Here is an 18547-nt window from a genome sequence, read left to right as displayed (position 1 = left end):
GCAATGTACGGTGAGGTATGGAAATACGTTCGGAGCGTGGGGATTCCGACCGGAAGGGTGCGTCGATCACCAGGTTTCGCCGTCCGCTCGCGATCGTGGTCGCCATTGTGGTGGCGATATCCGTGGCGGGTTTGCTGCCGAGGTGGTGGTGCGGTCGTGACGCCGAGGAGTGGTTCCGCGGGGATCCGGAGCGGGTGCATGGGCTCGCCGAGGAGTTGGTGGCCTTCGAAGTCGATGACGATCGACGGCGAGCCACGGGTTCGGGAGGGGTAATCGACGGCATGTGGGGGCTACTCGCGCACCAAATGACGGCGCTGGGACTGGCGCAAGTGTGTCTGGCGCACCCCGAATGGCGGGAACGCTACGCCCCCGTCGTGACCAGCGCGGCAACCAAGAGTCTGTTGCCCGAGATGCGCACTGCGTTCACCGACGCCTGGCACGGCGAGGACGGATCAGCCCATCTCGAGAGTCCGCACGGCCACGCCTATCTGTCCTATCCCGCCCTCGCGCTCGGGATGGCGCGCCTGGTCGATCCGGCGTTTCCGGCCGACCTCGCGATGCGACACGACGCGCTGATCGCCTCGTACGAACGGCGATTGCTCGCCTCGCCGACCGGGCTGTTGGACACCTTCCCCGGCGAGGCCTATCCCACCGATGTGGCAGCCGTCGCCGCCGCGATCGCGGTGCACGGCCGCGCGACCGGCGTCGACCACTCGGCGGTCCTCGCTCACTGGGCGCGACAGGTACGCAGGATACAAATCGATCGGGACACAAAGCTGGTACTGCAGCGTATGGGTGGCGACGGGCAGGCCCACGACGCCCCACGCGCCTCGGGAACCGGACTGGCGGCCTACTTCGCCGGCTTCGCGGACCGGGCGCTCGCCGAGGAGTTGGCGGACGGGTTGTTCCGCCAGGAGCGGAGCGTCCTGGGCTTCAGTGCGATCCACGAGTACGGCGAGGGCTATGCCGGTGCCGGGGATATGGACAGCGGTCCCCTGATACTCGGGATATCGATGTCGGCCACCGGCTTCGCGCTCGCCCCGGCACGTTCCTTCGGTCACCAGGACGTGTTCACCCGCCTGTATCGGACCGCAGATCTCGTCGGTCTGCCACTGCGGAGCGGGACCCGCTTGCGTTTCGCGACCGGTGGGGTGATCGGCAACGCCCTGCTACTCGCATTCCTCACCTCCGGACCGGAGCTGGCGGGATGAGACGTGCCGGTATCTCGCGGTTGCTCACGGGCCTGCGGCTGGTCCGTGTGCCGGTGATCCTGATCGTGTTGTACCTTGCCCTGCACCTGGTTATGGCGGCGTTGTCAGCACGACACGGGTTCGGTTCGCCCGACGGCACCGGCCCGGGCTACCTGGCCGTCAGCGTCGCGCTCCTGGCACTGCGCATGGCGCTACTGGTTGTCGTACCGGCTGTCTTGACCTACCGCGTCGTGGCGTACGCGGTTACGCACATCCCGCGCCGGGCCGATCCGACAACCCGGCCCAACGGCGTGGCTGGATCGAATGCCCGAGAGGCGGGGGAGGCGCCCCGAGTAGGCAGTTAGCCCCACTACGGTGACCACTCGACAACGGCAAGGGACCCGGCACAGACTGGTGACTGGGCCCCGGTTCGTAATGCGAACGGGCGCTTGATGGTTGATCACCGCCCGGTCGTGGTGGGCGGGCGTAACATGCGACAGTTCCTGATGCAGAGGTCAGCCTCGACGTCCGTTCCACTCCCTTGGAAGTGGAGCAGCCCTGGCCGTGCGCCTCCGGGATCGGGGGAGTGGCGGGAGTTCTTCCAGGGTTGGGCGGTTCAGTCGCAGCAGTCGCAGTCGTCACCGACTCGATCGCGGCCGGTGAGTGCGGTGGGGTTGGGGCAGCAGGGGTCGCCGCGCCAGGCGTTCAGGCCTTCACGGACCGCGATGACGGCGATCACCAGAGCGGCGATCGGATCGGCCCAAGACCAGCCGAACAGGCTGTTGAGTCCCAGCCCGACCAGCAAAACCGCCGACAGGTAAGTGCACAGCAGGGTCTGTTTGGAATCGGCGACCGCGGAGGCGGATCCGAGTTCGCGGCCGGACCGGCGCTGCGCCGTCGACAGCAGCGGCATGATGACCAAGCTGGCTGCGGCAAGACCGATTCCGACCGCTGAATGCTGGGCTTCGCCGAGACCGAACAGGGCGCGGATCGAGTCGACGGTGACATAGGCGGCCAAGGCGAAGAAGGAGAACGCGATGACCCGCAGCGCGATCTTCTCCCGCGCGGCCGGGTCACGGCCGGCGAACTGCCAGGCCACCGCCGCGGCCGAGGAAACCTCGATCACAGAATCCAGCCCGAACCCGATCAGCGCGGTCGACGACACCCGCGCGCCCTCGGTCAGCGCGACCGCGGCTTCGATCACGTTGTAGCTGATCGTGGCCGCGACGAGCCAGCGGATCCGCCGGGCCAGCACCGCCTTACGCACCGGATCGGGCCCGTGGGTCACCGGCAGGCTGGGCATGCCCAGGGAAGTCATCAGCAGCAGCCTTCGGCATCAGCGGCCGGGCAGCAGGCCGGATCCACAGCCAGCACCAGCCCCAGCAAATCCTCCAACGCGGCCGCGATCCGGGCATCGGCGAGTTCGTAGCGGCTGCGCCGGCCCTCGGGGACCGCGACGACCAGTCCGCAACCGCGTAGGCAGGCCAGGTGGTTGGACAGGATCTGGCGGGTCACTCCGATCCGCTCGGCCATCTCCGAGGGATAGCCCGGCGCCGCGCGCAGGCTCAACAGAATCCGGGTCCGAGTGGGATCCGAGAGGGCGTGCCCGAACCGGGCCAGCGCATCGGTGTGCACAGCGGTCTCCATACCCAAACGGTACATCAGAATCTGTATTCAGAAAATGATGAACCTTCAAGCGCTGGCCGCACGGCCCCAACGTCCAGCGCTCCGGGGGTGAGCGCCGTTGGCGCGCAAGTACTTACGAAGCCGACCGCCTATCGGTAGTGCATCAGCGATGAGCTCGGCCGACCGGCGACGACCACCGCGAGGCCAGAGCTTCAGCGGCAGCAATTCGGGTCGAGGACCACACACAGTGCGGCGAGGGCGTCGCGGCGGGCGGAGTGAAAGGTGTTCATCCCGCGTCGTTCGGAGGCGACGAGTCCGGCTTTGCGTAGCTGGGTCAGGTGATGGCTCACCGTAGATTCGCCCAGTCCGACCGCGGTGGCGAGATCGCCGCCGTTCTCCTCCCCGGCGGGGCTGGTCAGCAGCAGCGACAGTAGCCGCACTCGCACCGGGTCGGCGATGGCTTTGAGCCGCAGCGCCACCGCCAATGCGGCGTCTTCGTCGACCGGGGCGGCGGCCACCGGAGCGCAGCACACCGGTGCGGACATATCGATCACGGGCAAGGCCTTCGGCATGGAATCCACCCTACCGAGCGTGTTGACATATGTCGAAAAGGTGGAAGACTTCGTGATGTCAGTTCTTCGACATATGTCAAATAATCGGAGGTAATGTCATGTCCCGCGTCCAGCTCGCACTCAACGTCGACGATCTCGAGCAGGCCGTCGCGTTCTACTCGACCCTTTTCGACACCGCCCCGGCCAAGCGCAAGCCGGGCTATGCCAACTTCGCCATCGCCGAGCCAGCGCTGAAGCTCGTGCTGATCGAGAACCCCGGTCACGGCGGCAGCGTCAACCACCTCGGCGTCGAGGTGGAGACCTCCGAACAGGTTCACGCCGAGATCGCCCGGCTCTCGCGGGCCGGGTTGTTCACCGAGGAGCAGATCGCGACCACCTGTTGTTTTGCCACTCAAGACAAGGTCTGGGTCACCGCGCCGGACGCCGAACGCTGGGAGGTCTACACCGTCCTGGCCGACAGCGAAACCTTCGGCACCGCACCCGAACACGCCGCCGCCGATGCCGACGCTGTGCAAGTCTGCTGCGGGACCGCCGAGGAGGCCGCGGCCGAAGACGCGTGCTGCGGCAGTGCCGCCAAGGCTGAGGCAAAGGCGTCCGGCGCGTCCTGCTGCGCCTGACTCGGCAGTCTCGGGACTGTTCGCCGGCTGTTCATTTGCCCGCGGATTCGATATCGATCAATATCGATGCGTGTCTAAATCGGAGTTGTCGTTGACCGACGTGACCTCACCGTCGTGTGAGGTCACGCCCCTGACCCGCGAGCCGCTGACCGCGGCGGCGGCCGCGGAGCTGGCGGGGATCTTCAAGGCGCTGTCGGATCCGGTGCGGTTGCGGTTGCTGAGCCTGATCGCCAGCCATGCCGGGGCCGAAGCCTGCGTCTGCGATATCTCCGACGGGTTCGACGTCTCCCAGCCCACCATCTCTCATCACCTGAAAGTGCTGCGCGAAGCCGGGTTGCTGTCCAGCGAGCGGCGCGGCTCCTGGGTGTACTACCGCGTCGAACCGGCCGCGTTGGCACAGCTTTCCCGGCTGCTCGACATCACCCTGCCTTCGGCGGCTACCCGATGAACACGCTGATTCGTCGGCTGCTGGCCGAGTTCATCGGCACCGCGCTGCTGGTCGCGGTGGTGGTCGGCTCCGGTATCGCCGCCGAGCAGCTCTCGCCCGGCAACGTCGGGTTGCAGCTGCTGGAGAACTCCACGGCAACGGTGTTCGGACTGGGTGTGTTGATCCTGGTCTTCGGGCCGGTCTCCGGCGCGCATTTCAACCCGATCATCTCGGCGGCGGACTGGATGGTAGGCCGCAGGCGCACCGGGTTGACCGCCGCCGAGCTGGGCGGCTATATCGTGGCCCAGACCGGTGGCGCGATCCTCGGCGCGATCGCCGCCAACCTGATGTTCGACCAGGCGGCCGTGCAGGTCTCGACCCATCACCGGGTCACCGGCGGTCACCTGCTCGGCGAAGCCATCGCCACCGCAGGACTTGTCATGGTCGTCTTCGCGCTGGCCCGCTCCGGTCGTGCGGCCTGGTCGGCGGCGGCGGTCGCCGCCTGGATCGGCGCGGCCTACTGGTTCACCTCCTCCACCTCCTTCGCCAACCCCGCGGTCACGATCGGCCGGATCTTCTCCGACACCTTCGCCGGAATCGCCCCCACGTCCGCGCCCGGCTTCATCGCCGCCCAAATCCTCGGCGGCGCAATAGGACTCGCAGTGATCAGCATTCTCTATCCCGGCAACGCCCAGGTCGCCGATAGCGTCGTTGTCCCACACCGCGACCGCGACATCCCTCTCACCGATTCACGAAGCCCCCGATAGCCAGCCACCGACCGAGGCCATCGAGGCCCCGGACCCCCGCTTCGATCGAAAGCCCCACCCACCAATGGTTTCCAAGCCCAGCGTCCTGTTCGTCTGCGTCCACAACGCGGGACGCTCACAGATGGCGCAAGCCTTCCTGACCCACCTTGCAGGCGACGCCATCGACGTTCGCTCCGCCGGCTCCGCCCCCGCCGACACACTCAACCCCGCCGCCATCGAAGCCATGGCAGAGATCGGCATCGACATCACCGGCCAAACCCCGAAATTCCTCACCCCCGACGCGGTCGAAACCTGCACCGTCGCGATTACCATGGGCTGCGGCGACGCGTGTCCCTACTTTCCCGGCGTCGACTACCGCAACTGGGAACTCGACGACCCCGCAGGAAAAGGCATCGACGCCGTCCGCCCCATCCGCGACCGAATCCGCACCCGCGTCGAAGAACTCATCACCGAGCTCCTCACCTAGCGGAGGCTGCGCAGGTGGCGGACGAACGCCGCGGACTCGGTGGCGTACTTCGTGCGGCGGCGGATTATGTCGTCGTGGTCGAGGATGCTGCCGGTGCAGGTGGCGAGCGTCGCGATCAGGTCGGCCTCGGTGGTCGCGGCGCGGAATGTCAGCACGTGGTCGGCGATTTCGCGGGCGCGCAGGATGTCCAGCCGTAGTGTCTTGTAGAGCAGGGCGTCCGACGAGAAGCGGAGGGCGTGCGGAAACGTTTTCGTCTGTGAGTCCGGCCCCCGATACCAAGCGATGAAGACGCCGTTGTCGCAGATCTCGTGGCGGGTCACCGCGCTGTCTTCGGCGAAAACGACGTCGATCGGACAGATGTCGCGGCAGTCGAACAGGGCGACCAGGGCGGTCAGCAGCGAATCGCGATAGTCGCGGATCATCTCGTCCATCGGTACGCTGCGCAGGCGGGGTAGGAGCCTGCGGTCGGCGACTCGTCGCCGAACCGCCTTGTCGAAGGCCGGTGAGATCATCCGCACCACAACCTGATCGGGCGGATTGTCGCTTTCCCGCAGCCTGGCTGGGACGTACCACGGGTTCGGGCCACTGCATGCATAGAAGGTGGAACCCGCCATGGCTTGCTGCATATCACGGTTGAAGACCGGATCGAATCCTGCTGTGGCCGGATAGGTGCGCTGCGGCAGGTAAGTCGAGTTGGCCTGAAAAGCGCGATCGATGACCTGATCGGACATCGTCGCGAACGATTCCCGCAGGGTCGCCTGCAAGTTCTGGTCTTGGGTGCGGGTCGCGATGAGCGCGAAGAAGGTCGCGAAGATCGCCGAGGCAACCAGGTTCAAGCCGATCGCGGAAGCGATCTCGCGGCCGGTGAGACTCTCGTCCAGCAGTGCCAGGAAGACGCCCACCGCGAACGTCACCACGTAGGCAAGGGCGATCGCGTAGAGCATCACTTTCTTCTGGAGTGCACTCACCTATCGATCTTGCCTCAGAACGCAGCGCGCTGCCGGTAGTTCGGTCGCGGCGCTGGTCGGAAAGAACTTCTCCGAGTTCGAGATTCCTGGCATCGCGGAGGCCGAAGAGCGGCACATGTTGTTTCGATGTCCTGCGACCCAGCGATGCTTAGGGGATCATCGGGGTGATGATGACGGCGTCCTGGGCGAGACGGGGACCGGGGACTTCCACGCTGCCCTTGCCGTGACCGTGTGTCAGCGCGAGCCGATGGAACTACGAGAAGAGACTCAGGCCATGAAAGTCGAATTCGACAGCGACGGAGTAGAACTCGTCGGCAACCTGTACTTGCCGCAGGGGCAAGACCCCGCGCCGGGCGTGGTGGTCGCCGGTACGTGGACCAGCGTCAAGGAAATGATGGCCGACCGGTACGCCGAACGGCTGGCCGCCCGCGGTTACGCGGCGCTGTCGTTCGATTTCACCGGCTTCGGCGAATCGGCGGGCGAGCCGCGCGATGTCGAATCCCCGCGGCGGAAGGTGCGGGATATCCACAACGCGGTGAGCTTTCTGGCCGGACATTCCGCTGTCGACGCCGCGCGACTGGGCGCGCTGGGGATCTGCGCGGCGGCAATGTACATGTCCGACAACACGGCGCACGACGCGCGCGTGAAATCGCTCGCGCTGGTGGCGCCGTGGCTGCACGACGCCGCCATCTGCGAACAGGCCTACGGCGGGGCCGAGGCGGTGGCCGCCAAGATCGAGCTGGGGGAGCGGGCACGGTCACGGTTCGACCAGACCGGCGAGATCGACTACGTGCCGGTGGTCAGCGCCACCGACGAACGCGCGGCCATGCCCTACGACATCGACTTCTACCTCGACCCCGCCCGCGGTGGAATTCCCGCATGGCCCAACCGGTTCGCCGTCATGTCCTGGGTCGACTGGCTCACCTTCGACTCGATCGCGTTGGCGCCGAAGATCTCCCAGCCCACCTTGCTCGTGCACAGCGAGCAGGCTGCGATCCCCGAGGGGGCACGGCGTTTCCACGCCGGGCTGGCCGGACCCAAGGACATCTTCTGGACCGAAGGCACCCAGTTCGACTTCTACGACCAGGAGCCCCAGGTCACCGTCGCGGTCGACACCGTCGCAGCGCACTTCGGACGGACACTGTGACCACGTTGGCCGACACCGAGCGGTAAGTCAGTCGGCGGGTTCGGCTTCGATCAGCGACACCGGCGACGCCGTCGGCAACACACGCCGCACGCGGAATCCCGCACGAGTCAGGAGTTCGCCGTATTCGGCCGCTGTCCGTTCCCGGCCGCCGACCGACACCAGCATCTCCATGTCGAGCAGCTTGCCGAAATGCGGCGAGTCGTCCTCGGGGAGAACGATTTCGATGAGCAGCACTCGGCCGTTCGATGCGATCCGGCTGCGAACGTTGCGCAGGATCCGCACCGCCTCGGCGTCGTCGAAACTCTCCACGACGTGCTTGAGCACGTAGGCGTCACCGCCTCCTGGAACGCCGTCGAAGACGGATCCCGACTCGATCGTGACGCGATCGGTGACGCCGTGTTCGTTCAGCAGTGGTGGTGCGCCTTCGGTCACCGCAGGCAGATCGAACAGGATTCCGTGAGCCTGCGGCGCTTGGTCGAGGATCGCGGCCAGCAGGCGACCGTGGCCGCCGCCCACGTCGACGATCGTGCGGAAGTCGCGGAAGTCGTACACGGCGAGGATCGCGGGGATCGACATGTTCGTGACGGTGGTCATGGCGTCGTCGAAGATGTCGCCGAACTCGCGGTTCGTTTGCATGTAGTCGAAGACGCCCATTCCGCGGAGCTGCGTCACGCTCTCCTGGCCCGTCTCGACCGAGTCGGCGAGCCTGCTCCAGTGCTCCCAGTGCGCCGGATAGCCGACGTACAGGGCGAACGAGCGCATCGATACCGGTGCGTCGGAGCGCAGGGTCTCGCCCATCGGCGTGAGTTCGTAGCGACCGTCTTTCCGATGGCGGAATATCGATCGACTGGTGAGCAGCCGGAGCAGCCGACGCAGTGCGGCTTCGTCGGCGCCGACTCTTTGCGCGAGTTCCCCTGCGTCGAGCGGCCCCGCGCTCAGTTCATCGGCGATGCCCAGCTTCGCGGCGGCGTAGACGGCCTGTGTCAGCCAGCTCCCGGTGATCATTTCCAGCAGGCTGATCGGGGCCGGAATCAGCTTGTGGTCGATGGACTGAAGACGTGAACGTGCGCCTTCGACCAACCGGACGATGCGCGCGGGTGGAACTTTGGCGAGCGTGTTCGTCATTGTGAGCTCCTTGGCGAGAAAGACCCGACCTTCGGAGAGAGCTGTGATCGAGTCAGCTGGATGAGTGAGTCGATTCCGTGCGCTCGGCGCGATGCTTGGCCGGCGCCATGCGGATCACGTGAGTCCGACCGGGCGACAGCCGGCTCAGGTCGGCGCGCAACCACGACGCCGTCGAGTAGAAACCCGCCGGTCCGCGTACCCATGAGGAGGGCGGCTGGATCTTGTTCTCCCGATCCACCGCGTCTGGATGAGCCACCAGGTCGAAGTCTGCCCGGCTGCCGGTGGCCATGGTGTGAATGCCGCGTATCGCGACCGAAACGGGATCGGTCGTACCGCGCCAGCACGACAAGCCGGGGCTGTGGTCGGTCAGCGAACGACCGTACTTCACGCCCAGTCCGCGACGACGGTGGCAGTTCCGGATCAGGTGAGGCATGGATCGACCGGATGACACCGCTCCACGGGCGGCAGAGTGGTGTCACGCGTGCAAGGGTTGCGTTTCGCCCGGGCCGATGATGCCGTGCAGCACGAGTGCGACAAGACGGTCGGTGGCCGGCGTGGTGGTGTCGGACTGCTCGCCGGTCCATGCGATTGCGGTGGCGATCTTGACAATGTCGTCGGTGGTGGCCTCGGGGTGCGCGCGTCCTGCCTGTTGGGCGCGGACCAGCACGGTCTCGGCCGCGGCCAGTGCTGCGGCGCAATGTGGCGCCAATGGGCTGTCGGGGACCTCGAGGGCCCGCATGATCTCCTCGGACAGCCCCCGCACACGGCGAATGTGTGACACCAGCGCGGCAACCCACTGCGACAGGGCGCCAGCGGGATCGAGCTCAGCGTCAAGGGTGTGCGCGAGTGCGGTGACCTCGTCGAGGCTGGCGCCCACCACGGCGGCGATGAGGTCTTCCCGCTGCGGGAAATGCCGGTAGAGGGTGGCCGGGCCGACACCGGCGCGGCGGGCGATCTCGTTGAACGACACATCGACGCCTTCGCTGGCGAACATCGTGCGGGCGGCCTCGAGCAGTCGTGCGCGGCTGCGGCGGGCATCGGCTCGCACACCGCCCGGCGGCGGTGATTCGGCTCGCTCCATAAGACTCCTTGGCAAATCGGAATGCCACTCCGTATATTCGGAGTGGCATTCCGAATTGTAGTGGACAGGGAGTCGAACATGGTGTTGCCGACAAATATGCCGCGCACCGGCATCTGGGTGAACGGGCTCGACCTGCAAGCACCGGCCGCGACGACAGGGCTGGTAGCCGAGTTGGAGGAACTGGGCTTGGGCGCGATCTGGCTCAGTGAAGGGCTCGCGCACGACCCGTTCGTCACTGCCGCCGGACTGCTCGCCGCGACCCGCAAGCTGCTGGTCGGTACGGGGATCGCGGTGACTTACGGCCGCCATCCACACTGGATGCGAGCCTCGGCCCGGGCCCTACTCGATGCCTACCCGGAGCGGTTCGTGTTCGGAACCGGCACATCCAATCCCCGCGTCATCGAAGGGGTGCTCGGACTCGAATACCACAGACCACTGGCCACCTTGCGCGAGTACCTCGACGATCTCGACAAACCGGACACCTTGCGAGCCCAGCTCGGACTGCCGGACTCCGGTCGGTTGCCTCGCGTGCTGGCGGCGCTCGGTCCGCGCGCATTGCAGCTGGCTCGGGACAGGGCCGACGGCGCTATCACCTATCTTGTGACGCCCGAACACACCGCGCAGGCCCGCGCCACTCTGGGGCCGGACCGGACGCTCGTGGTCGAACAGGCGGTCGTGGTCGGGGCCGACGACGCGGACGCCCGGACACGCGCTCACGCACACGTGGGCGCCTACCTGTCCAATCCCGGCTACCGCGCGAGCTGGCAGCGACTCGGCTTCACCGACGCCGATCTCTCCGCACCCGGCAGCGACCGGCTCGTCAACGCGTTGGTCGCGATTGGGGAAGACCAAGTCCGACAACGGATCGCCGCACACATCGCCGCCGGCGCCGATCACGTCTGCCTTCAGGCTTTACCAGCCGAGCCGTTCACCATCCCGGCACAGCAGTGGAAGATCTTGGCCGCTATCGATGACAGCTTTTGCTGACCGATGCGTGGTTCCGCGCCGGAAGTGTCCACAGAATTGGGCACATTCACTTTTCGGGGAGCAGCGTCCCCAGCGGTCCGAGGTCGATGTTCAGATCCTCGGGGGTGAGTCCGAAATGGTCGCGTAGTTCGGCCATGCGCTGTTCGAGCAGCATCAGGGTGGTGCCGATGCGCTCGATCTGCTCCTCGCTGAGGTCGCCGTCGTCCACGCGACGCAACGCCTGACGCTCCATCAACTGGCGCAACAGCTCTACGAGGGTGAGCACGAGCGTGACGAGTCCTCGTTCGACGGATTCGGGATCGGTGTCGATACGCGGGGAGATGCCGTCGAATTCAGTCATCCGGAGGTGGCTCCAGTGCGCTGCGCGAGGCGGACGCTGGCAGGGACAAGGCGCTGACCGACGAGATCAGGGCACGCAGCGAGATCTGGACCATGTCGACGTCCGCGATGGAGAGCTTGATGTCGCCGGTGATGACAACACCGCCCGCAAGCACCCGATCCAGCAGGTCGACGAGCGCGACGCGTCGCTCGCTGTCGGTGCGCGTCATGGCGTGTCCCGTTCCGCGCCTGCGAACGAATACGGCGGCCACGGTCCGGTGAGTTCGAGCCGGATACCCGGAAACCGGTTCCCGAGATCCTCGACCGCCGAGGCGAATTCGTCCGCGCGGTCGTCGTCGACCAGGTAGGTGCCGTTGAGCACCATCCATTCTCGGCGGCCGTTCAGCACCGGATCCGTCACGGGCTGACGCCGCCCCGCCGCCGCCTGTCGGACCAACAGTTCGTGTATTCGATCGGCGCGCTCGGCCGCGTCGCGTTCGACGGTTTCCTGTGCCGACAACTGCGCGCGCCGCCGCAGCAGATAGGCCGTGCCTGCGCCGCCTCTTTCGGTCCTGGCCAGATCGGCCTCGGCGACCGCGGCGGTGAGCGCGGCGCGGTCGCCGTAGGCTTTGACGCCCCACTCGGTCCGTCCGCGAATCAGGGCCAGCGCCGACTCGAAGGCCGCTCGGCGTTCCTCCAGCATGCCGCGCACTCGGTCGTCGTCGAGGAAGACGACGGCCAACCGCAGCGGCACGGCCGTGCCCCGTCGCGCCAGCGCGGAGACGACGGTGTCGTGGGCCCGGGCAATCGCCTCCAGCCACGTCAGATCTTCCAGGTTCCGGCGCAGCGGCTCGTCGCCGAAGACCGCGAGCGGCACCGACCCCACCACCGCCGCGAGATCGCCGGACACCACCGTGCGCACCGCCTCCCCGGCTACGCCGGTCAGGTCGCCCAGGTCTTCCCTGAGGTCTGCGACGCTGGTCACCGCGTACAGCCAGACTCCGTCGGCGTCAGTCACGGTCTCGCTCTTCCTCCGGTTCGCGTGCGCGCTCGATGGGTGTGGGGCTGACCTCTTTTCGCGACTCCAGTTCCGCGATCCGATCGCGCAGCGTCTGGTTCTCGAGTTCGAGATCGTGATCCTGCCGCTCGAGGGCGCGGGCCTTGCTGTTGAGCCAGGGATCGGTCTCCCACCAGTCGATCCCCACCGCCTTCGCCGTCTCCAGCGACGCGACCACCAACCGGAGCTTGATCGTGAGGAGTTCGATGTCGAGCAGATTCACCTGAATGTCGCCCGCGATGACCAGCCCCTTGTCGAGGACCCGCTCGAGGATGTCGCCGAGGTTCGTCGACCGATGACCGCCGTCGAAGGGCTCCGGCACCTGCGATCCGCTATTCACGACGGTCATGACGTACCCCTCACACCGATGTCGGTGCTGCCACGGCTGTAACGCCGGGTTCTGCGGTACGCCACCAAACTCCCCTCTGGGTCGAGCTCCACCTCGTAGAGCGCGAGCATGTCCGCCGACGAGGGGATGCGACGGTCCTCGAGCACCTCGACCTCCACCAACCAGCCGTCCTCGATGGGCTCGGCCGAGGTCGCCCCCTCGGTGTCCTTCGAAGTCAGGTCGGCCAGTTGCGCGATCGCCGCCGCGGCGGCCTCTGCGGCGGTCCGGCACCGCGATCGATCCGATCGGCCGCCGCCATTCTCGGTGTCGTCGTCCGCTCTCCGGGCGCTCATTCGAATCACCCCTTCTCGTCAGGCGGTGCCAGGCCACCGCTCGGACGCATCATCCGGTCGAGGACGGCCTGCTGGGCCTGCGCATGTTCTTCCTCGGAGAGCTCACCGACCGCCGCGGCCTCGTCGATCTCCTCGAGCTCACGCCGAATAGTCGCCGGATCGTTCAACTGTCGTTCGACTTCGTCCTGGATGACCTGACCGAGCCAGATCACGCCGCGGACCGGAGCGAGCGGTAACGTGACGATCGCCGAAATCAAACCCACAGGTCAGCCCTCCGGGGCGCGCTTCATCACGAAGTCGTAGGCCGCCATCGGACCGAGCAGCGACAAGTTCACGCGGTCGTCCCACTCGTCGGCGAGCCCGGCCAGCGCCTCCTCCAGGTCGTCCTGCCTGGACAGCTCGATGAGCACCGCGACGTGCACCGCGTCCTGCTCATGGGTCGGTTGCCGTTCGTTGACGAGCGGCTCCAGCGCTTCGAGCGCGTCGATCACCCGTCGGGTGTCCTGGGCGCGTTTGGACTCGATGCCCTGGTTGATGATCTCGCCGAGCGCCATCCTCGTGTCCCGCGTGGCATCCGCCGGCTTGTCACGGATCTCGTCGCGCAACTGAGCGGCCTGGGAGTTCTCGTCGAGCAGTTCCCGCAGGATCGTCTTCTCGACGTAGCGACCCTTGACCACGAACTGCGCGCGCCCTTCCAATTCCTCCAGCGCGGCACGGAACTCGTCGTGATGGGCCTCGAGCAGTTCTTTCTCCACCGCCTCCGCGGTGGACATGACGGCTCCGAACCGCAGCGGCAGCACCGGTGTCACGGCGGCCGAGCCGTCCAGCAGATCCGCGTGCGCGGTCATGTCGGCGGGGGTGCCGAGCGGGCGGTCGGTCGAGATCTCGCTGACCAACGCGCCGATCTCCCCGTGTCGCACCACGCTGACGCCGTGATCGCCGACACCGGAGGCCTGCTCTTCGGGCTGCACGTCCGCGGGCACGATGCCGTAGACGTACACCGCGGTACGCCCAGCGCTTTCCTTCTCTCGCGCTTCGGTCGCTTGTTCGGTGGACATCAATCCTCCTTACGTGCAGACGACCGGCTCTGCTTCTGGCGCCTGGCTTCGACGTCGTCGAGGAAGTTCATGACTTTCTCGCCTGCGGCCTCGAGTGCGCCCTGGGTCTTGTGCTTGGCTCCGCCGCTGGCGACCTCCCCGACCAGGTCCGGCAGACCCTTCGGTTCGGTGTCGGAGATTTCGAGTCGATTGACGGCCTCGGCGAATCTCAGATAGGTGTCGACGCTGGCCACCACGACTCTGGCGTCGATGGTCACCAATTCGATACCGACCAGCGACACGCGCACGAACGCGTCGATGACCAGTCCCTTGTCGAGAATCGTGTCGATGACGTCGGCCAAGCCCGAGGAGTTCGGGCGAGCCGCGACGCCCGTGGCACCCGCGGGTTCGATAGTCATGCTTCTTGCCTCCTTCGCGCGGTCGATCGGCGTACCGGGGTGGCGCGTCGGCTCTCCGACGTGGTGCGACGAGTCGCCGATGTAGTGCGACGGCGCGCCGCGGGCGGACGAGAAGGCGCGGCATCTTCCCCGCCCTCCTCGTCTTCCTCGCCTTCGTCGGCCTCGCCGCGTTCTTCGTCCTCGTCCTCGCCGGGTTCTTCGTCTTCGTCGGTCTCCTCGTCCTCGCCTTCGTCGCGTTCCTCGTCTTCGTAGGCTTCGTCGCGTTCTTCGTCCTCGGCTTCTTCCTGCTCCTCGCGCCGGGCGGTCTCGTCGTCCTTGACCACTTTCTTGTCGCGGATTTCGCCGTGCCAGCCGGTGATGTCGTCGGGGTGCAGCACGCTGTCGATCATGACGTGACGCTGAAAATGCTTGAGCTCGAGTCGAACCCGGCGACCTGCCGCACGCCAGAGGTTGGCGGTCTTTTCGAAGAACCCACCCGGGTGGTACTCGAGCACCACCATGATCCGCGTGAGATCGGGGGTGAGTTCGTGGAAGGTCACCGCGCCGTCGATGTAGCCCTTGTTGCCCTTCGAGCGCCACACGATCCGCTCGAACGGCACCTGCTCGATGATGGTGGAATTCCAGGTCCGCTTGGACCAGAAGACCTTGCCGGACCATTCGAGCTTCTCGTCGGAGACCTGCTCGACTTGCTGGACCTTCTTCATGAATTTCGGGAAGTCGGCGAACTGGGTCCATTGGTCGTAGGCGAGGTCGATCGGGACACCGACATCGATGTACTCGACGATATTGGTCAACTTGAGCTTCTTGCCGCCGCCACCCTTACCTTTGCCTCCGGCCAGGGATTGCTTGACATCCTCGAACTTCTCGGTGGCGGTGCGCTTGAGCGTGTCCATGCCCGCGCCCATCGCCGCGGCCATCGGTGATTTGCCTTCGGCGAGCTTCTCGACGCCGGTCAACGCCGACAGCAGGCTGCCACCGCCGCCCTCGGCCACCTGGGTGAGCCGATCGGCCGTCCCAGCTACCCGGCCTGCGACACGGGTGAGAGCGCGTTCGGCGATGGTTTCCGTGAGATTCCGCAGTGATTCCTGCAGCTGCGCCTGCGGTGTGGCGGGAGCGGCCGCCTTCTTGGCCCGGCCTGCGGCTCCGGTCGCAGTCTTGCCGACCTTGCCGACCGTGCGGGTGACGTCTCCGAGAGCTTTCGCGGCCATCACCGTCACCTCCTCGTGCGTCGCACCGGCGCGGCGTCCGCGGTCTCGGCACGGACTCGACGCCGTCGGGCGCCCGTCGGCTTACGCTCCCCGGAGCCGGACGCTGTGGACCGTGTCCTGGAGCTGGACGCCGCAGCCCGACGGCGGGTGGGCGTCCGCGAGCTGGTGGCTGACGCCGTCTTGCCTCGCTGGGGCTCGGCGTCCTCCTCTTCGTCCGCGGCCTCCCGGTCTTCGCCGGGGGATTCGTAGTCCTCTTCGGCATAGTCCTCCGCGCCTTCGGGCTGCTCGTCCTCGCCGACGCCTTCGCCCGCCTCGGAGATCTCGCCCTGCCTTTGGAGGCGAGTGTTCAACGCATCGATACGGTTGCTCGCGGCGGTGACCGCCGCGGCCCGCGCGGCATCCATCAGCTCGCCGCGAATCGTGTCGGTGATCTTGGTCAGTTCCGTCGACGACCCGAGCACCGACGCACCGCGTTGCAGCAGGGCCTGCGGGCCCCCCGCCTGCCTGCTCAATCCCGCGCCCACCAGCATCAACGCCAGTCGCATTTTGTGCGTGCGTCCCAGCATGTATCCGATCCCCACCCCCGCCGCCATCCTCACTCCACACTTCATGGTCACTCCTGGTTTGCCATCTACTCCATCTCTCATCGAAGGTGCGAAATAGAGTTGAGTTATAGCCTCGCGTATACAAAAGTGGGCTGGATCACATTACGTCCCCAAGCTTGCACGCTACGCCCTATACGAGTGCGGTGTAACCGCGTTCTTCCTGCGGAAACCTGAAACGGCACAATGCCGGGCCCCGGACATCATTCGCCGTACCACGACAGGCCGCGAGGTCGGGCTCCCGCGAAGCCGTGCTCTGAGCCGAGCGATAGCCAGATAGTTCCTCGCACGGCCTTTCGCGCTCCGGTTCGGCAGGCAGACCGAGGGTCACGGGCGAGGTGAATCTCGTTTTGCGAGAAGAAGCTTCGACGGCGCCCGTGCTCGCACCGCCGCCCGGTGAACGAACCGCGGGGACCGCCATATTGGGCGCGGAAAGCGCTGCGAGTCAGCGGAACTCGTCGTGGGCTCGGCGAATGTCGATCACCGGTTCATGGCACAAGCACGAGACGACCGCGCAGCTTCCCCTCGGCCATCCGATGGTGCGCCTTCACTGCATCCGCCAGCGGGAAGGTCTCGGCCACGCGGATGGTCAATCTCCGGTTCTCCGCCAAGGCCGCGATCTCGGCGAGCGCGGCCCCGTCGGCGACGACCCACTGCTCGCGGACGGTGATGCCGCGCAGGGGAGTGGGTGCGGCGCCCGCGATCACTGAGACGAAGACGCCTCGATTCCGTACCGCCCCGAGGGCAGGCAGACCGAGCACGGCCGCGTCCACCGCGGCGTCCACACCTCCGGGGACGAGTCGTCGCACGGCGTCGGCGAGATCGTCGGTGCGCGGGACGAACCATTCGGCGCCCACCGCACGGAGGAATTCCTCGTCGGCCGCGTTCGCGTTCGCGACGACCCGCCACCCGCGGTGCGCGGCCAGCTCGACGGCGAAGCCACCCATCGCGCCCGCCGCGCCGGTGACGAGCACGGTGCCGCCGGGGGGCAGGTCGAGCAGATCCAAGGCTTGCGTGGCGGTGAGCCCGTTCAACGGCAGGGTCGCCGCTTCCACCGCCGACAGCCCATGCGGCGCGGGCGCGAGCGCGGCCGCGTCGAGCACGAGGTAGTCGGCGTAGGCGCCGATCGAGAGGTCGAGCCGGTCGCGCAGGCCGATGACCCGATCGCCGACGGCGAAGTCGGTGACACCGGCGCCGATGCCATCGACCCGACCGGCGACATCCCAGCCGATGCCGGTGACGGGCCGCGGCGACATGAGTCCGGCTTCGACCAGCATTCCGGTCCGCGTCGCGACATCGACCGGGTTGACCGCGGCGGCCTCGACCCGCACAAGCACCTGACCCGCGCCAGGCGCCGGAATCGGGACCTCGGTCGACGTCAACGCTTCCGGTCCGCCGGGTGTCCGCACCACCACGGCGCGCATCGTGGGGACATTTTCGTTCTGCAAGCTCGTCATGACGGCGATCGTATGAAGAGTTACTCTCTGCTGGGAAGAACGCACTTCGAAGTGCGGTAGGCACTCGAAGGAGAGTTGTGCGGACAAAGGACGAGGCGCGCGCCGCCTACGACGCCTATCTCGCGGGGTGCCCCGCGCGGCAGCTGCTCGATCGGATCAGCGACAAGTGGGTGAGTCTGCTGATCAACGCGCTGGCGGAGGGCCCGCAACGCTACAGCGACCTGTCGCGCACGCTGGTGAGCGTCAGCCAGAAGATGCTCACCCAGACGCTGCGCAACCTGGAGCGCGATGGTCTGCTCACCCGCACCGTCACCCCGTCGGTGCCGGTGCGCGTCGATTACGCGCTGACCCCGCTCGGGGAGAGCCTGGTGCCGCTGATGCGGGATATCAAGGCGTGGGCGGAGGAGCACATGGACACGGTGACGACGGCACGCGCCGCATACGACACCGCGACCGCCTAGCAGGCCTGGGTAGCAGCGGTTTCGCGAACAGTCGCGCGGGTACGCGACGGCTGATCCGACCGAGCTGCTGCGCGAGCGCGGCGCACGGGTCGAACGACGCGGCTGCCGACGGGCAGCAAGATCGTGGACACCGCGAGCCGCAGACGAGGCAGGATCTTATTCCGCCAAGGCGTTGGGGGCCGCCTTCGTGGCGAAGGTTCGCGCCAGCGTGCCGGTCTCGACCCGGCAGCCCCGGCTGATCCAGCGGCGAGTTGTCCACCGGTGCAACCGGTTTCGGCTTCCCGCTGTGCGCCTCACACGATTCCGGTCGCGAGGCCCCTCCGCGCGAACCTCT

Annotated in this window: 27 protein-coding genes; 9 read left to right on the top strand and 18 right to left on the bottom strand. The window is 67.0% G+C overall.

Annotation, left to right across the window (positions count from 1 at the left end):
- The first annotated feature begins 17 nt into the window (after positions 1 to 17).
- Both AB0H50_RS26885 and AB0H50_RS26880 read left to right on the top strand, forming a co-directional pair.
- Complete coding sequence (locus tag AB0H50_RS26885; protein WP_357457619.1) at positions 18 to 1211, top strand: hypothetical protein; 1194 nt, start codon at positions 18 to 20, stop codon at positions 1209 to 1211.
- Positions 1208 to 1555 carry a hypothetical protein gene (locus tag AB0H50_RS26880; RefSeq protein WP_357457617.1) on the top strand — a complete coding sequence of 116 codons (348 nt, stop codon included), beginning with the start codon at positions 1208 to 1210 and terminating at the stop codon, positions 1553 to 1555. Before AB0H50_RS26885 ends, AB0H50_RS26880 begins: the two co-directional genes overlap by 4 nt.
- A 251-nt stretch (positions 1556 to 1806) precedes the next feature.
- On the opposite strand, the gene AB0H50_RS26875 is transcribed toward AB0H50_RS26880, so the two are convergent.
- The 3 genes from AB0H50_RS26875 to AB0H50_RS26865 form a co-directional block, all read right to left on the bottom strand.
- Positions 1807 to 2508, bottom strand: coding sequence for a cation transporter (locus tag AB0H50_RS26875; protein WP_357457615.1), 702 nt, complete (start codon positions 2506 to 2508; stop codon positions 1807 to 1809).
- Positions 2508 to 2837 (bottom strand): metalloregulator ArsR/SmtB family transcription factor, encoded by a 330-nt coding sequence (locus tag AB0H50_RS26870; RefSeq protein WP_357457613.1) that lies wholly within the window; start codon positions 2835 to 2837, stop codon positions 2508 to 2510. The genes AB0H50_RS26875 and AB0H50_RS26870 overlap by 1 nt, the downstream gene beginning before the upstream one ends.
- 191 nt (positions 2838 to 3028) lie before the next feature.
- Positions 3029 to 3388 carry an Rv2640c family ArsR-like transcriptional regulator gene (locus AB0H50_RS26865; RefSeq protein WP_357457611.1) on the bottom strand — a complete coding sequence of 120 codons (360 nt, stop codon included), beginning with the start codon at positions 3386 to 3388 and terminating at the stop codon, positions 3029 to 3031.
- 98 nt (positions 3389 to 3486) lie between these two features.
- Here AB0H50_RS26865 and AB0H50_RS26860 point away from each other — a divergent pair, with 98 nt between their 5' ends.
- The 4 genes from AB0H50_RS26860 to AB0H50_RS26845 all read left to right on the top strand — a co-directional run bounded on the left by AB0H50_RS26860 (position 3487) and on the right by AB0H50_RS26845 (position 5665).
- Positions 3487 to 4005, top strand: a complete 519-nt coding sequence (locus AB0H50_RS26860; protein ID WP_357457609.1) for an ArsI/CadI family heavy metal resistance metalloenzyme — start codon at positions 3487 to 3489, stop codon at positions 4003 to 4005.
- Positions 4006 to 4075: 70 nt separating this feature from the next.
- On the top strand, positions 4076 to 4453 hold the full coding sequence (locus AB0H50_RS26855; protein WP_357457608.1) for a metalloregulator ArsR/SmtB family transcription factor: 378 nt from the start codon (positions 4076 to 4078) through the stop codon (positions 4451 to 4453).
- A complete protein-coding gene (locus AB0H50_RS26850; protein ID WP_357457606.1) occupies positions 4450 to 5199 on the top strand; it encodes an MIP/aquaporin family protein in 750 nt (249 codons plus the stop codon). Before AB0H50_RS26855 ends, AB0H50_RS26850 begins: the two co-directional genes overlap by 4 nt.
- A 64-nt stretch (positions 5200 to 5263) precedes the next feature.
- Positions 5264 to 5665: an arsenate reductase ArsC gene (locus AB0H50_RS26845; protein ID WP_357457604.1), complete on the top strand. Its 402-nt coding sequence runs from the start codon at positions 5264 to 5266 to the stop codon at positions 5663 to 5665.
- On the opposite strand, the gene AB0H50_RS26840 is transcribed toward AB0H50_RS26845, so the two are convergent.
- Positions 5662 to 6633 carry a hypothetical protein gene (locus AB0H50_RS26840; RefSeq protein ID WP_357457602.1) on the bottom strand — a complete coding sequence of 324 codons (972 nt, stop codon included), beginning with the start codon at positions 6631 to 6633 and terminating at the stop codon, positions 5662 to 5664. The two genes, AB0H50_RS26845 and AB0H50_RS26840, sit on opposite strands and share 4 nt — an antisense overlap.
- A 274-nt stretch (positions 6634 to 6907) precedes the next feature.
- On the opposite strand from AB0H50_RS26840, the gene AB0H50_RS26835 reads away from it, so the two are divergent.
- On the top strand, positions 6908 to 7780 hold the full coding sequence (locus AB0H50_RS26835; protein ID WP_357457600.1) for an alpha/beta fold hydrolase: 873 nt from the start codon (positions 6908 to 6910) through the stop codon (positions 7778 to 7780).
- Positions 7781 to 7807: 27 nt separating this feature from the next.
- Here the strand turns inward: AB0H50_RS26835 and AB0H50_RS26830 are convergent, their stop codons facing one another.
- Genes AB0H50_RS26830 through AB0H50_RS26820 form a run of 3 tightly spaced genes read right to left on the bottom strand, consistent with a single transcriptional unit; the run spans position 7808 to position 9986 of the window.
- Positions 7808 to 8905, bottom strand: coding sequence for a methyltransferase (locus AB0H50_RS26830; protein WP_357457598.1), 1098 nt, complete (start codon positions 8903 to 8905; stop codon positions 7808 to 7810).
- A gap of 52 nt (positions 8906 to 8957) precedes the next feature.
- The gene (locus tag AB0H50_RS26825) at positions 8958 to 9338 is read right to left on the bottom strand and encodes a hypothetical protein (protein ID WP_357457597.1); all 381 of its coding nucleotides are present in this window, start codon (positions 9336 to 9338) and stop codon (positions 8958 to 8960) included.
- Between the two features lie 42 nt (positions 9339 to 9380).
- Positions 9381 to 9986, bottom strand: coding sequence for a helix-turn-helix domain-containing protein (locus AB0H50_RS26820; RefSeq protein WP_357457595.1), 606 nt, complete (start codon positions 9984 to 9986; stop codon positions 9381 to 9383).
- A 78-nt stretch (positions 9987 to 10064) separates the two neighbouring features.
- Here AB0H50_RS26820 and AB0H50_RS26815 point away from each other — a divergent pair, with 78 nt between their 5' ends.
- A complete protein-coding gene (locus AB0H50_RS26815; protein WP_357457593.1) occupies positions 10065 to 10973 on the top strand; it encodes a TIGR03620 family F420-dependent LLM class oxidoreductase in 909 nt (302 codons plus the stop codon).
- A gap of 46 nt (positions 10974 to 11019) precedes the next feature.
- On the opposite strand, the gene AB0H50_RS26810 is transcribed toward AB0H50_RS26815, so the two are convergent.
- From AB0H50_RS26810 to AB0H50_RS26760, 11 genes are all read right to left on the bottom strand, one after another.
- A complete protein-coding gene (locus AB0H50_RS26810; protein ID WP_357457591.1) occupies positions 11020 to 11313 on the bottom strand; it encodes a gas vesicle protein K in 294 nt (97 codons plus the stop codon).
- Positions 11306 to 11521 carry a gas vesicle protein gene (locus tag AB0H50_RS26805; protein ID WP_357457589.1) on the bottom strand — a complete coding sequence of 72 codons (216 nt, stop codon included), beginning with the start codon at positions 11519 to 11521 and terminating at the stop codon, positions 11306 to 11308. Before AB0H50_RS26805 ends, AB0H50_RS26810 begins: the two co-directional genes overlap by 8 nt.
- On the bottom strand, positions 11518 to 12309 hold the full coding sequence (locus AB0H50_RS26800) for a GvpL/GvpF family gas vesicle protein (RefSeq protein ID WP_357457587.1): 792 nt from the start codon (positions 12307 to 12309) through the stop codon (positions 11518 to 11520). Before AB0H50_RS26800 ends, AB0H50_RS26805 begins: the two co-directional genes overlap by 4 nt.
- The gene (gvpJ, locus tag AB0H50_RS26795; protein ID WP_357457585.1) at positions 12302 to 12697 is read right to left on the bottom strand and encodes a gas vesicle protein GvpJ; all 396 of its coding nucleotides are present in this window, start codon (positions 12695 to 12697) and stop codon (positions 12302 to 12304) included. The genes AB0H50_RS26800 and gvpJ (AB0H50_RS26795) overlap by 8 nt, the downstream gene beginning before the upstream one ends.
- Positions 12694 to 13029 (bottom strand): gas vesicle protein GvpO, encoded by a 336-nt coding sequence (gvpO, locus tag AB0H50_RS26790; protein WP_357457583.1) that lies wholly within the window; start codon positions 13027 to 13029, stop codon positions 12694 to 12696. The genes gvpJ (AB0H50_RS26795) and gvpO overlap by 4 nt, the downstream gene beginning before the upstream one ends.
- Before the next feature lie 5 nt (positions 13030 to 13034).
- Positions 13035 to 13292 (bottom strand): gas vesicle protein GvpG, encoded by a 258-nt coding sequence (locus tag AB0H50_RS26785; RefSeq protein ID WP_357457581.1) that lies wholly within the window; start codon positions 13290 to 13292, stop codon positions 13035 to 13037.
- Positions 13293 to 13295: 3 nt separating this feature from the next.
- The gene (locus tag AB0H50_RS26780; RefSeq protein WP_357457579.1) at positions 13296 to 14087 is read right to left on the bottom strand and encodes a GvpL/GvpF family gas vesicle protein; all 792 of its coding nucleotides are present in this window, start codon (positions 14085 to 14087) and stop codon (positions 13296 to 13298) included.
- Entirely contained in the window at positions 14087 to 14485 is a 399-nt protein-coding gene (gvpJ, locus tag AB0H50_RS26775; RefSeq protein WP_357457577.1) for a gas vesicle protein GvpJ, read from the bottom strand. Before gvpJ (AB0H50_RS26775) ends, AB0H50_RS26780 begins: the two co-directional genes overlap by 1 nt.
- Positions 14482 to 15693 carry an SRPBCC family protein gene (locus AB0H50_RS26770; RefSeq protein WP_357457576.1) on the bottom strand — a complete coding sequence of 404 codons (1212 nt, stop codon included), beginning with the start codon at positions 15691 to 15693 and terminating at the stop codon, positions 14482 to 14484. The genes gvpJ (AB0H50_RS26775) and AB0H50_RS26770 overlap by 4 nt, the downstream gene beginning before the upstream one ends.
- A 5-nt stretch (positions 15694 to 15698) precedes the next feature.
- Positions 15699 to 16304 carry a hypothetical protein gene (locus AB0H50_RS26765; protein ID WP_357457574.1) on the bottom strand — a complete coding sequence of 202 codons (606 nt, stop codon included), beginning with the start codon at positions 16302 to 16304 and terminating at the stop codon, positions 15699 to 15701.
- A gap of 479 nt (positions 16305 to 16783) precedes the next feature.
- Complete coding sequence (locus tag AB0H50_RS26760) at positions 16784 to 17752, bottom strand: NADP-dependent oxidoreductase (protein ID WP_357457572.1); 969 nt, start codon at positions 17750 to 17752, stop codon at positions 16784 to 16786.
- Between the two features lie 77 nt (positions 17753 to 17829).
- On the opposite strand from AB0H50_RS26760, the gene AB0H50_RS26755 reads away from it, so the two are divergent.
- The gene (locus tag AB0H50_RS26755) at positions 17830 to 18213 is read left to right on the top strand and encodes a helix-turn-helix domain-containing protein (protein ID WP_357457570.1); all 384 of its coding nucleotides are present in this window, start codon (positions 17830 to 17832) and stop codon (positions 18211 to 18213) included.
- Positions 18214 to 18547 lie beyond the last annotated feature (334 nt).

Source organism: Nocardia sp. NPDC050793 (assembly GCF_040654065.1).
Classification (GTDB): domain Bacteria; phylum Actinomycetota; class Actinomycetes; order Mycobacteriales; family Mycobacteriaceae; genus Nocardia.
Note: the sequence above shows the minus strand (reverse complement) of the source record. Positions and strands in the feature narration are given on the sequence as shown.